The organism is Mycobacterium sp. URHD0025, assembly GCF_000426065.1.
Lineage (GTDB): Bacteria > Actinomycetota > Actinomycetes > Mycobacteriales > Mycobacteriaceae > Mycobacterium.
In genome coordinates this window covers 308,183-320,988 of the sequence record NZ_AUEQ01000012.1, presented here as the reverse complement: position 1 = coordinate 320,988, position 12,806 = coordinate 308,183, and the positions used below count along the sequence as shown (strand labels likewise).

The 12,806-nt window shown below is 63.8% G+C and carries 12 protein-coding genes; 7 read left to right on the top strand and 5 right to left on the bottom strand.

Annotation, left to right across the window (positions count from 1 at the left end; all coding sequences use genetic code 11):
- Positions 1–5 precede the first annotated feature (5 nt).
- Entirely contained in the window at positions 6–812 is an 807-nt protein-coding gene (locus tag H977_RS0120290) for a helix-turn-helix domain-containing protein (RefSeq protein ID WP_036476501.1), read from the bottom strand.
- A gap of 107 nt (positions 813–919) precedes the next feature.
- Here H977_RS0120290 and H977_RS0120285 point away from each other — a divergent pair, with 107 nt between their 5' ends.
- The 5 genes from H977_RS0120285 to H977_RS0120260 all read left to right on the top strand — a co-directional run bounded on the left by H977_RS0120285 (position 920) and on the right by H977_RS0120260 (position 6,548).
- Positions 920–1,375, top strand: a complete 456-nt coding sequence (locus H977_RS0120285; RefSeq protein ID WP_155946729.1) for a hypothetical protein — start codon at positions 920–922, stop codon at positions 1,373–1,375.
- A gap of 224 nt (positions 1,376–1,599) precedes the next feature.
- Entirely contained in the window at positions 1,600–2,712 is a 1,113-nt protein-coding gene (locus H977_RS0120280) for a serine hydrolase domain-containing protein (protein WP_231396014.1), read from the top strand.
- Positions 2,713–3,474: 762 nt separating this feature from the next.
- Positions 3,475–5,151: a GMC family oxidoreductase gene (locus tag H977_RS0120270; RefSeq protein ID WP_029109574.1), complete on the top strand. Its 1,677-nt coding sequence runs from the start codon at positions 3,475–3,477 to the stop codon at positions 5,149–5,151.
- Between the two features lie 101 nt (positions 5,152–5,252).
- Positions 5,253–6,062: an LLM class F420-dependent oxidoreductase gene (locus H977_RS0120265; protein ID WP_029109573.1), complete on the top strand. Its 810-nt coding sequence runs from the start codon at positions 5,253–5,255 to the stop codon at positions 6,060–6,062.
- A 99-nt stretch (positions 6,063–6,161) separates the two neighbouring features.
- Positions 6,162–6,548 carry a hypothetical protein gene (locus tag H977_RS0120260; protein WP_036476494.1) on the top strand — a complete coding sequence of 129 codons (387 nt, stop codon included), beginning with the start codon at positions 6,162–6,164 and terminating at the stop codon, positions 6,546–6,548.
- 59 nt (positions 6,549–6,607) lie between these two features.
- Here H977_RS0120260 and H977_RS0120255 read toward each other — a convergent pair whose 3' ends face one another.
- Positions 6,608–7,291 carry a DUF4304 domain-containing protein gene (locus H977_RS0120255; protein ID WP_029109571.1) on the bottom strand — a complete coding sequence of 228 codons (684 nt, stop codon included), beginning with the start codon at positions 7,289–7,291 and terminating at the stop codon, positions 6,608–6,610.
- A gap of 121 nt (positions 7,292–7,412) precedes the next feature.
- Positions 7,413–7,679 carry a hypothetical protein gene (locus H977_RS0120250; protein WP_029109570.1) on the bottom strand — a complete coding sequence of 89 codons (267 nt, stop codon included), beginning with the start codon at positions 7,677–7,679 and terminating at the stop codon, positions 7,413–7,415.
- 116 nt (positions 7,680–7,795) lie between these two features.
- On the opposite strand from H977_RS0120250, the gene H977_RS0120245 reads away from it, so the two are divergent.
- Positions 7,796–9,157: an NAD(P)/FAD-dependent oxidoreductase gene (locus tag H977_RS0120245; protein ID WP_051288964.1), complete on the top strand. Its 1,362-nt coding sequence runs from the start codon at positions 7,796–7,798 to the stop codon at positions 9,155–9,157.
- A gap of 5 nt (positions 9,158–9,162) precedes the next feature.
- On the opposite strand, the gene ctaD is transcribed toward H977_RS0120245, so the two are convergent.
- Positions 9,163–10,890: an aa3-type cytochrome oxidase subunit I gene (gene ctaD / locus H977_RS0120240; RefSeq protein ID WP_029109568.1), complete on the bottom strand. Its 1,728-nt coding sequence runs from the start codon at positions 10,888–10,890 to the stop codon at positions 9,163–9,165.
- Between the two features lie 221 nt (positions 10,891–11,111).
- On the opposite strand from ctaD, the gene H977_RS0120235 reads away from it, so the two are divergent.
- Positions 11,112–11,984, top strand: coding sequence for an HlyD family secretion protein (locus H977_RS0120235; protein WP_029109567.1), 873 nt, complete (start codon positions 11,112–11,114; stop codon positions 11,982–11,984).
- A gap of 21 nt (positions 11,985–12,005) precedes the next feature.
- Here H977_RS0120235 and H977_RS0120230 read toward each other — a convergent pair whose 3' ends face one another.
- The gene (locus tag H977_RS0120230) at positions 12,006–12,611 is read right to left on the bottom strand and encodes an LGFP repeat-containing protein (RefSeq protein ID WP_029109566.1); all 606 of its coding nucleotides are present in this window, start codon (positions 12,609–12,611) and stop codon (positions 12,006–12,008) included.
- Positions 12,612–12,806: the final 195 nt, after the last annotated feature.

Below are 12,806 nucleotides of genomic sequence, written 5' to 3'. Positions count from 1 at the left end.
TCCCTCTAGCTCTCTTCGCGATGTCGAGCAAGCGATTCAAACGCATCCGCGGTCGCGCGATCGGCGGGAAAGAGCAACTCGATGGCTAGTTCGGAAATCGTGACTTCAAACGGCATGTCGAAGGTGCCGAACATGCCGAAGAAGGACCACTCGCCGCCGTCAGGCGCCCGGACTCGAACCGGACCGAGATTCTGCTCGAAGTTGGATTCGCTTGCCACATCGCGGTCGTCGTTGCGTATGTGGTAGTCAAAAGCCTCCACGAGGTGCGCGAGCTGCTCATCGGCGGTGTCGGCGAGCTGGCGCTGAATGCGATCACGGAAGTAGGCCATGACGTCGTGGGCGTTGATGATCTGCGGCATCAATTCCAGGCCGATGCGGAGGACGTTGACAGGCGGGTTCAGTAGGGCTGGATCGATGGTCGCGATGAGCGGTTGTATGGCCGCGTTTGCGGCGACCAGGTTCCAGTGGTGGTCGAAGACGACCGCCGGATACGGCTCGTGGCTTTTCAGAATCCGCTCCAGCGCTTCGCGGATCGGCGCGAGTTCGGGTGCGCCGAACGGATGCTCGGGGAATGCCGGAGCGTGCCCAGCTGCGACCAGTAGCCGGTTGCGTTCGCGGAACGGGATTTCGAGCCGCTCTCCGAGGCGCAGAAGCATCGCTCGTCCAGGCTTGGAGCGGCCGGTCTCGACGAAACTCAGATGGCGGGCCGATACGCCCGCATCGAGTGCAAGCTCTAGCTGGGTCAGCCGACGCCGTTGCCGCCACTCCCGCAGCAGCGACCCGACCTGAGCAGCGGAGCTGGTGGTCGCCATTCGCACCGACTGTAGCCGCTTCAGGTACGCAGCTCCATTACCTCGAGGTAATCGACAGCACGACCTTTGACCGTGACGATCACGAGTAGACCCATTAGGAGGACGAAATGACTACATTGCTCCGACGGCTGGTCTGCGGCGCAGCCGGCGCCTCGATGGTCGTCGCATTATTCCTGCCGTGGGCACAGGCTCAGGACAGCGATCGCACCGCATGGGGGTTGTGGCAGCTCACTTTTCCGCTCTGCGTGGTCCTCGCCGTGTGCGCATTGACCACCGCAATTACGGGCGGACAGATTGGCCTGAACAGACCGGATGTTTCGATTATCGGCGCGACTGATGGTCTTGGTGTAATCACCACAATGACGTTGGCCTGGCTGCTGTTTTACGACTTCCCTGCTCATGCCAGCCGCCAGCCGGCCCTCATCCTGGCGTTGATGTCGGCGGCCGCCGCTGCGTTTGCAGCCGCTGACTACCGCCCGCTGCGCGGAGCACCCCTATTTCCGCGACTGGTCGATGAGCGGCGCAGTGATCACCGTTCCAGGACTCTTTCTGAATCTCGTTGACGACAGCGCATCTGTGGGCAGCGAATCCGGGTTCGCTCAACCACCAGGAAGATAGGCGGTCTACGACAGAATCTGCGGAAAAGTACCCTTGCACTGATCCTGAGGTCGTGCGTCAATATCCGCGGCTAGCATCCGGAATCCGCCCTCCGCCCATACTAGAACGTGTTCTAATTCCGTGTATGTCCAGTTCAGCGTCGGGACACGCTGACCCCGCGTTTGCGGATGTGAAAGCTGTCTTTGAAGCAGGTTTGGCCGACGGCGACGATCTGGGCGCCGCGGTGGCGGTCTTCGTCGACGGTCGTGCGGTGGTGGATCTCTGGGGAGGCATCGCCGACAGACGGACCGCGCGTCCTTGGACGCGCGACACCGCGTGCCCGACCTTTTCCTGCACCAAGGGTGTGACAACGACCGCTGCCCTAATGGCCGCCCAACAACGGGGCCATGGTGTCGACGAACCGGTGAGCACCTGGTGGCCGGAATTCGCGCAGCACGACAAGCACGAGTCCACACTGAGCGACCTGATGGCCCACCGCGCCGGATTACCCGTCTTGGAGAGCCCGGTTTCAGTGGCCCAAGCCTCGGATCCCGCGGCGATGGCCGACCTGTTGGCAGGCCAATGCCCGCTCTGGCGGCCGGGCACGGAACATGGTTATCACGCTTTGACTTTCGGATGGCTGGTCGGCGAATTCGTGCGCCGCCACACCGGTATGACAGTCGGCGAGTTCACCTTGCGCCACTTGGGCGATCGGCTGCACATCGGCGTTTCCGGCACGGCGGTGCGAGAGGCTGCCCGGATGAGTTCGCCTCCGCCCGAGCAGCGTGTCTGGAGCGCGGAGAACGCGCCGCCGATACCGGACGATATAGTCGCCGAGATGGTGGCCGCCATCGCCGATCCAGAATCGCTGTTCATCCGGGCATCATCGAATCCCGTTGCGTCCTATAATGATCCAGAAGTATTGGCGGCCGGTTGGCCCGCGGCTGGCCTGGTCACCACCGCTCGCGATCTGGCGAAGTTCTATGGCGACTTGATCGGCGGAAGCCTGCTCTCCCCCGGTCTTCTGCTGGAAGCGATCACGGAACGCGTCCGCGGCCGCGACCGGGTGCTCCGCCTGGAAAGCGCATTCGGCCTCGGCTACATGCTGCCGTCGCAGAATTTCGTGGTGCCTGAACCTGTCCAACGGACTGTTTTCGGTCACCCGGGGGCCGGTGGCTCGGTGGGACTGGCAGATCTCGAACACAAGGTCGCCTTCGCCTTCGTACCCAATCTGCGCCGCGACTGGCTGGCCGGCGATCGCCGTGCCTATCGGCTCATCGCCGCGGTGTACGACGCGCTGTGACTTACCAGTGAGCTTCCGTATGAAATTGACACGAATCGGCTATGCGTTTCCTATGAGCATAGTTATGCGTCGCATATGAGTTCCTGGCCGAATTTTCACACACGACTAAACTCGATACAAATCCGCGCGTGGGAAATCGCGCGTGCATTGATCGAAAAGCGGAAAAGGAGCTTAAATGTCGGGCGGCCGGACCATAAGGAGCCTTGCCGTTGCCTCAGCTGCGGCGGTATTGGGATTGGGCGTATCCGTGCCGGCGTCTGCAGCGCCGACCGGTCAAACGTCAGCGCAGGCGACAATCAGCGAGCTTGAGGCCCAGGGCTTCCGGGTGATCCTCAACAAGGTCGGTAACGCGCCCATGGATCAGTGCACGGTCACAGCTGTGCGCCAGGGCACTGACGTCAAGCATTCGTGGGTGCAGCGCGGCCCAACCGGTAGGGTGAACAATCTTGTGCGATATACGACTGCGTATGTCGATCTGATGTGCAAGCGTTGACTATTCCAGTAGAGCGAATTTGCGGACCGACGCCTCGCATTTCGCATTCTCTTCTGAATTGTGGCGAGCACCAAAGTAATTCTCTGGGCGCCACACGAGACCGACGGATAGGTTGCAGCGGTGTCAAAGGAAGCCGCTGCACTCGAGTCGCCGGCCGCTGAGATCGAGGACGATTGCCAAGTGGGACGACAGGTTGTGAGCTTGTCGATCACGCGTCCAGTTTCGCGACAACACATGCCGCGAAGCTTTAGTCTCCCCCGATGCCGGAAATGAGCCCTGTCGCCGAGTTCGATTTCGTCATCGTGGGAGCAGGCAGCGCGGGCTGCCTGCTCGCCAACCGGCTCAGCGCCAATCCTGATCACCGCGTGCTCTTGGTCGAGGCCGGCGGCAACGACGACTGGTTCTGGATCAAGATCCCGGTGGGCTACCTGTACACCATCGCCAATCCCCGCACCGACTGGTGCTTCACGACCGATGCCGACACGGGTCTGGCCGGCCGCAGCATTCACTACGCGCGCGGCCGGGTGATCGGCGGCTCCTCGTCGATCAACGCCATGATCCATATGCGCGGCCAAGCCAGCGATTACGACTTGTGGGCTCGGGCCACCGGTGACGACCGCTGGCGTTGGGACGGTCCCGGCGAGACGCTGTCGATCTACAAGAAATTGGAAGATTACTTCGGCGGCGCCGACGCCTGGCACGGCGCCGGTGGCGAGATCGCTGTCGAACGGCCGCGGGTGCGCTGGAAGATCTTGGACGCGTGGCAGGCCGCCGCTGCACAGGTGGGCATCGCCCCGATCGAGGAGTTCAACCGGGGAGACAACTCCGGCAGCGCGTACTTTCACGTCAACCAACGGCGCGGCCGTCGCTGGTCGATGGCCGATGCTTTCCTGCATCCCGTCGCCCACCGACCAAATCTCACCGTCTACACCCACACCCAGGCCATGCAGCTTCTGATGGATGACCAGGTCCACGACGATCAGCGTCGCGGCGCCTGGACCACTGCTCAGCGTCGCGCCACCGGTGTGCGGCTGCTCAGAGACGGCCAGATCATCGACGTCCAGGCCCGCCGGGAGGTGATCCTGAGCGCCGGAGCGATCGGTTCGCCGCAGCTCATGCAGGCCTCGGGTCTGGGCCCGGCCGGGCTGCTCACCCAGCATCAGGTGCCGGTGGCCGTCGATCTGCCGGGAGTGGGTGAAAACCTCCAGGACCACCTGCAGCTGCGAACGATCTACCGGGTGCGGGGCGCCCGAACCGTCAACACGCTGTACCGGAATTGGGTCACCCGTGCAGGAATGGGACTTCAGTACCTGTTGCTGCGCTCAGGGCCGATGACCATGCCACCCTCCACGCTGGGCGCTTTCGCCAAAAGTGATCCCGCGTTGGCCAGTCCCGATTTGGAGTGGCATGTGCAGCCCTTGTCGTTGCCCAAGTTCGGCGAACCGCTTCATCCTTTCGGAGCGATCACTCCCTCGGTCTGCAATTTGCGACCCAGCTCCCGAGGGCATGTTCGGATAGCCAGTGCCGACCCGCTGACCAATCCGAAAATCGCCTGCAACTACCTGTCCACTGACGCCGATCGTCACGCTGCCGTGAAGGGTCTCCGGATGACCCGGCAGATCATGGCGGCGCAGCCCCTGGCCCGCTACCACCCGGAAGAACTGCTTCCCGGCCCGCAACTGGTGAGCGACGAAGACCTGCAGCAGGCAGCGTGTGAACTCGGTACCACCATCTTTCATCCGGTGGGCACCTGCGCGATGGGAGCCTTTGACGCACAAGGTCTGCCGCGGTCGCCCGCCACGGTGCTCGACACCGACTGTCGCGTCTACCGCGTCGCCGGCCTGCGCGTGGTTGATGCGTCGGCGATGCCGACCATCACTTCCGGGAACACCAACGCGCCGGTCATGCTGATCGCAGAGCGCGCGGCGCGGGCGATCCTGGGATAAGCGGCAGCGCTTTACCGACATCGACGTGTCGATCCGGAATAAACACCGTGCCCGGTGAACTTGGCTCAAGAGTCGCCCTCTCCCCGACTCAGGAGCATTCCATGACTCGTCCCGTCCGCGTCGCCGTACAGATCCAGCCCGGCGGCACACCCGATTACCACACATGGCGCGACGCCGTCCTGGCCGCTGACGACCTCGGCGTCGACGTGATTTTCGGCTACGACCACTTCCACCGCCCGGCGATGGAGGCCATCGTCGACGGCAAGCCCATCCTGACTGACGAGCAGCCCGACGTCGCCAACTTCGAGGGGTGGACCGCGCTCGCGTCGTGGGGCGAGATCACCTCACACGCCGAGATCGGGCTCCTCGTCACCGGCGTCGGCTACCGCAACGCGGACCTGCTCGCCGACATGGCACGCACCGTCGACCACATCAGCGGCGGCCGGCTCATCCTCGGCCTCGGCGCGGGCTGGTACGAAAAGGACTACACCACCTACGGTTACGACTTCGGCACCTTCGGCTCCCGCTTCGATCTGTTCGACGAGAGCCTGATCCGCATCGAAAACCGGCTCGCTGCACTGATTCCGCCGCCCGTGCGCAAGCTACCGATCCTCATCGGCGGCACGGGACCCAAGCGCTCACTGCCCGCCATCGCCCGGCACGCAGACATCTGGCATGCATTCCAGGACCTCGACGCCTTCCGCCGATCCAGCGATCGCGTCGATGAGCTGGCAGCGACGTTCGGCCGCAACGGTGCCGATATCGAACGCTCGACGCTGTGGGAGAACGCCGACAGCGCCGACGCATTCCGCGAGGCAGGAGTCACACTGTTCCAGACCGAACTCACCGCCGACAACGGGTACGACCTCGCGTCTCTCAAGGAGGTACTCGCCTGGCGGGACAACGGGTGACGCGCGACGCCGTGCCCACGAGTCTGGCTGTCGCACCAGCGAAACTGGCGGATGGGTTTCCTTCTTGAAGGGTCCGACGCTTTCCTGCAGTCTGGGAGAGTGAATCGCAACGCGCTCATTCATGTCTTCGCAGCCCTACGGTTCGCTACCGGCGTCGCCGCGTGGTTGGTTCCGAACGCGACCGGTCGGCTCATGGGCCTGAGTGCCGGCCGCGATCAACCCTTCACCGCCCAACTCTTCGGCTCGCGCGAACTGACGTTGGCAGTCGCGATCACCGACGCCGCTTCACCGTCACTGCAGACGCGCGCGCTACAGCTTGGCCTGCTCACCGACCTCCTGGAGGTCATCGCTGCCGTGCGCGGTGTACGGGCCCGAACCCTGTCGGCCACCGGCGCCATCGTCGCCGGAGGCGGTGCTGCACTGTTCGCCAGCCTCGGCGTCGCGGCACTCAACAGTCGAGAAGAATCGGCCACGCGTTCCGTGTAGTAGCGCGTCGATGCGACGCTTCGAACTGGAAGCGGACACCGGGCCGGTGACGGGGTCGATCAAGGACGGTCATCCCCGCCAGTGGGAGTAGTCGGGTCAAGCAGCCCTTGGTCCCGTAGCAGGCGCGCACAAGGCCCGACGGCCGCGCTGATGTTGCGGCTGAAGATCGACCAACGCTCTTGACTCCCAAAGCAATTGTGCAACGTCGTGACGTATTCCGTCAGCGTGTCGATATCGTCGACGGCGGCCAGGTACCGGCTGATCTTGTCGTATTCGATCAGCAAGTTGTTGTCGACTGCATATCGCACCAACTGCTTTGTGGTGCTTATCTGTTCCATCTCCGCCAGCACCAGATCTAGGCCGTCGCAGAGCGCGGCAGCGAGCTGCTGCATGTCGGTGCGATCGTTGAACCGCACCTCGTAGGGCAGATCAGGTACCAAATGCTCCCAACGATGTTGCATCAGCGAACCTTTGAGGGGATGACTCATACGCTCGTATCCTGGGCATGCGGTGTCGACCTCAGCCGATCCGATGCCCACGTTGACGAAGAATCCGTGCCACGACGTCGTGCCGTTATGCCGGTCGGCTTGAAAGTTGATGATGTCGTAGAGCGATCCCCGTTCCCGCTCGAAACCGGACCCTGCTACGTCGAACCCCCGCGCTCGCAGGAAAGGCCCGACATCGGCGGAAACCATGGCTAAGTAAGCGAGCTGCAATGAACCGTCGGCTGTCCCCTGACCCATGACCCCAAGGCTAAGTCGCCGACACAGCCGTTCCGTGCACGAATTTTCCGGGGCGAGATCGACGGCCCGACGGCAAGGTGCACGACGTCAGCACGGTGAACGGCACGATGCCGACGCGCCGTCAGCGTTGCGCGGCAGCGCGGTGCACAAGCTCGAGGACCAGACTTGTCCAGTCCTTCTCGGTGAGCGGCGTGCCGCGATCTCCGGCCCTTGTTTTCCACGTGCTGAGCGCCGCAAGCACGTCGTCATCGTCGCGGCGGCGGTACTCGCCGGCGCCGGTCGCGTCGCCCGCTGCTTCGGCGAGTAGCCGATCTTCGTGTGCGAGGTAGGCGTCAACAAGATCATCGGCGCAATGGACGGGGTGGAATGGCGATGATTGCGCTCTCATACCCCACGCTAGCAGCGCGTCATCGCGCTTTGTCTCGCAATCGACAAAGGATTCAACGAGCCCGTACAGGTCGATTGTGAGGTGTCGTCCCGTTGCCAGACGGGTACGCCAGCAGCATGGGCGAACATTCTCTGGACGGCGGCGGGCCAAGAAAGTCTGTCGTCATCGTCGGTAGCGGGTTCACCGGTTTCCAATGCGCACGGCGGCTTGCCGGTTTGGCGCGCCGGCATCACGCGCCGATCGACATCACGATCATTTCGCCGGTCGATTACATGCTCTACACGCCGCTGCTCCCGGACGTGGCCGGAGGTGTCGTCGATGCGCGGTTCGTCACCGTCCCGTTGGCCGGTGCGCTCAAGGGCGTACGGGCGGTACGCGGACGCGTCGACGGCGTTGACCTTGATGCCCGCACGGTGACGTTCACCGATCCAGAGCATCGCGCAGCAAGCATGGAGTGGGACCGGTTGGTGCTGACGCCGGGATCCGTTACGAAGCTGTTCGACATTCCCGGTCTGGCCGAACATGCCCGTGGGCTGAAGACGACCGCCGAAGCGCTTTACCTACGTGATCACGTGATCGAACAGCTCGAGCTTGCGTGCCTCGATACCGACGCCACGCTGGCTCAGGCGCGGCGCACCATCGTCGTCGTGGGGGCCTCCTATTCGGGAACCGAGCTCACCGCCCAGTTGCGGGCACTCGCCGATGCGGCCGGGCAGCAGATGAATTTCGATCCGCGGTCAGTCAAGTTCCTACTTCTCGACGTGGCGAAGCAGGTGATGCCAGAGGTGGGCAGCAAATTGGGCGAGGCTGCCATGCGGGTACTCGAAAGCCGTGGCATCGACGTACGGCTCGGCACGACACTCAAGGAGGTCCATCACGATCGCGTGGTGCTGAGCGACGATTCGGTGGTGGGCACCCGTACCGTCGCATGGGTGACCGGGGTGGCCGCCGCACCTCTGATCGAGACGTTGGGACTGGACACCGAGAAAGGCCGGCTGAAAGTGCAGCCCGATTTGCAGGTGCCGGGCCATCTCGACGTCTTCGCCGCCGGTGACGCGGCCGCCGTGCCGGACATCACCCAGCCTGGCAAGATCACTCCGCCGACCGCCCAACATGCGATCCGGCAAGGTAACACGTTGGGGCACAACGTTGCTGCCAGCCTCGGTTACGGCAACAGGCGACACTACAAGCACCGCAACATGGGTCTGGTCGTCGATTTGGGGCCGCGCTACGCCGTCGCGAATCCGCTGGGCGTGCAGATCTCCGGCTTGGCCGCCAAGGCAGTCACCCGCGCCTACCACCTCTACGCCATGCCGCGAATGGTGAACCGGTGGGCGGTGGGGCTGGCGTACCTGACCGACGCCGTCTTTCCGCGCACTGTGGTGTCTATCGGACTGTCTTCAGAAGACGACGCCAGTTTCACCGCTGCCGAGGGTATTCCGTTACGCCACCCAGGCCGCCGTGCCGAGATCGACTGACCTTCCTAGCTCGAGACGTCGGCCGCTTCGATGGAATGCCCACGTTGACGTGCGACATGCGACTCGTTGCGCATCCGCTCGACCATGTGCGGGTAGTGCAGCTCGAATGCGGGGCGCTCCGAACGGATCCGGGGCAGCTCGGTGAAGTTGTGCCGCGGCGGTGGGCACGAGGTCGCCCACTCGAGCGAGTTGCCGTAACCCCACGGGTCGTCGACCATCACCGGCTCGCCGTAACGCCAGCTCTTGAACACGTTCCACACGAACGGCAACATCGAGACGCCGAGCGTGAACGCTCCGATTGTCGACACCACGTTGAGGGGCGTGAATCCATCCGAGGGCAGGTAATCGGCATAGCGGCGCGGCATGCCGTAGTCACCGAGCCAGTGCTGCACCAGGAAGGTGGTGTGGAAGCCGATGAACGTCAACCAGAAATGCAACTTGCCCAGGCGCTCGTCGAGCAGACGACCCGTCATTTTCGGGAACCAGAAGTAGACGCCGGCGAACGTCGCGAACACGATGGTGCCGAAGAGCACGTAATGGAAATGCGCCACCACGAAATAGCTGTCAGTGACGTGGAAGTCGATCGGCGGGCTGGCCAGCATGACTCCGGTCAGACCTCCGAGCAGGAACGTGACCAGGAAGCCGACAGAAAACAACATAGGTGTCTCAAACGTCAACTGCCCCTTCCACATCGTTCCGATCCAGTTGAAGAACTTGATACCGGTGGGTACTGCGATCAAATAGGTCATGAAGGAGAAGAACGGCAGCAGAACGGCTCCGGTGGCGAACATGTGGTGCGCCCACACGGCCACCGAGAGCGCGCCGATCGCCATCGTCGCGTAGATCAGGGTGGTGTAGCCGAAGATCGGCTTGCGGGCAAACACGGGAATTATCTCGGTGACTATGCCGAAGAACGGCAGTGCCACGATGTACACCTCGGGGTGACCGAAGAACCAGAACAGATGCTGCCACAGGATCGGTCCCCCGTTGGCCGGGTCGTAGATATGGGCACCCAGGTGGCGATCCGCGGCCAATGCGAACAACGCCGCGGTCAAGATCGGGAAGGCGATCAGCACCAGAATCGAGGTGACGAAGACGTTCCACGTGAAGATCGGCATCCGGAACATCGTCATTCCGGGGGCGCGCATGCACACAACCGTGGTGATCATATTGACGCCGCCCAGGATGGTGCCGAGGCCACCGACTGCCAGACCGAGGATCCACAGGTCGCCGCCGGGTCCCGGCGAGTGGATGGCATCGGTGAGAGGCGAGTACGCCGTCCAGCCGAAGTCCGCGGCACCGCCGGGCGCGATGAAACCGCCCATCGCGATCAGCGCGCCCAGGAAGAACAGCCAGAACGACAGCGCGTTCAGCCGCGGGAACGCCACATCAGGAGCGCCGATCTGCAGTGGCAGCACCAGGTTGGCGAACCCGAACACGATCGGGGTGGCGTAGAACAGCAGCATCACCGTGCCGTGCATGGTGAACAGCTGGTTGTACTGCTCGTTGGACAGGAATTGCAGGCCGGGCTCCGCCAATTCGGTACGCATCAGCAGCGCCATCAGCCCACCGATGAAGAAGAAGGCGAAACACGCGACGCAGTACATGATGCCGATGAGCTTGTGATCCGTGGTGGTCACAAGTTTGTAGATCAATGCGCCCCTCGGGCCGAGGCGTTCCGGAAACGGTCGTCCTGCGATGAGGTGAACTTGAGGGGGTGCTTCGGCGGTCATCGATTCTCCGTCACCGAGGCACATACGGGTGTGGGCATGTTCGCACCTCCACATACGCGGGTGGCCGGACGAGTACCCCTTCCGCGTCCGGGCAAACCGGCCGATGCGACCCGTGGCAGATCGGGTACCGGCCGGGGTCCGGCCCAGCCCCATGGGTTCGATCAACATTTGCTCGTCTGCGAAAATCGACGGGTGGCTGGCCCAACGACGAGGTCGCAGCGGTGACCGTCGACGACGACCTCGATTCGCTCTACGGCACGCGGCCGGAGGAGTTCACGGCGCGGCGCAAGGAATTCGCGGCGGCTGCACGCAAGCGCGGCGACGCGGAGGCAGCGAAGGCGATTGCCGCGGCGCGACGACCGACGATGGCGGCTTGGGTGGTGAACAGGCTGGCTCTGACCGACGCAACGGTGCGGCCGAGATTGGCTGACCTGCACGGGGCCCTGCACGCCGCGCACGCAGCCATGGACGGGCAACGCATCCGCGAGTTGTCCTCAGTGCAGCGGCGCCTGGTGCAGGAACTGACCCGCGCGGCGTTTGCGTCCGCAGAGTTGGATCCGACGCCGGCGGTGCGCGACGACGTCACAGCCACATGGCAAGCGGCGATCGCCGATCCCGACGTCGCCGCACGCCTGGGCCGGCTGTCCCGAGCCGAAGAATGGTCCGGCTTTGGTGATTTCGGTATTTCCTCGGCAGTCGTCGCCCAACCTCGACCTGATACGAGGTCGGAGTCGCGGACGTCCTCACCGCCCGCGACGAAGGAGACAAAGAAAAAGTCCGACCGAGACGCCGCCGCGATCGACGAGGCCCGGCGCACCCGCGACAACGCCGCGTCGGAATTCAACGCTGCGCGTACCGCTCACGACGACGCGGTGGCCTCGGTGGCGGAGCATCGCGCGAGCGTCAAAACCGCGCGACGACGCTACGAGAAGCTACTCGAGGCGGTCGCTGCCGCTGAGCACGACATCGAGACGGCTACGACGCAGCTGAACGCAGCGGAGCGGTCAGAGCAGGGGCTGCGGCGCGGGGTGCACGCTGCTGAAGCGGCCCTGAGGCAGGCCGATTCGCGGCTGGATCGACTCACTGACAGGTGATCGGTGATCTCGCACCGCCGTCTACAGGCCGGACGGTACGACCTTGCCGTTGACAGTCACCTCGACCTGGCCGGTCTTCGTGTTGTACTCGACCTTGCCGTGCTCGAAGCTTGACACGAGCAGATCGCCGACAGCATTCTCGTCGCTGGTGGGAACGCCGAGCGGACCTGGCGAGCCATTCTTGCCGCCGATCTGAGGAATGCCATTCGGGTCGCGCTCGACATTCCAGGCTTCCCGGATCTTGCCCCCGGTGATATATGCGGGTGTGCCGGCGTCGTCGTTCTTGGCGACGATCACCCCGCCCTGGAACTGCTGGAACACCACACCGCTGTCCCGCGTACCCGCATTGTGGTCACCCGTCAGTGGCTTGCCGAGAGCCTGCTTCTGATCCTCGGTTGCCGACGAGTACTTGGCGGCGATCGGGCCGGTCAGCGTCACCTCGACGTCTCTGTCCCCGATCAGCTTCACCTCAGGCTGTGCAGGGGTTTCAGACGTGGACGTGGCGATCAACCCGACCTCAGGTGGCGCCGAAGCCTCGCTGCTCGTGCCATTGCTGCAGCCCGCCGTAATGAGCGCGACGGCGGCCAGGCCGACAACTGCCCTGCGGCGGTATGCGATCGTCCTCATGGATTTCCTCTCGCGTCATCGGCGTGGTTCGGGTCAGTCCCGGCCGAACCCTCGCCCAGCCGGGACTATAACGGAACGTGACGAGCGTCGCAGTCGGTCGCGGTCCTCGTAGCTCCGAACAGCAAAGCGATCGTTGACGGCGAGCCAGGGCATCCGAGTGCAGGATCGCCAATCGCCCGCCCCGCGTCCAGCCGT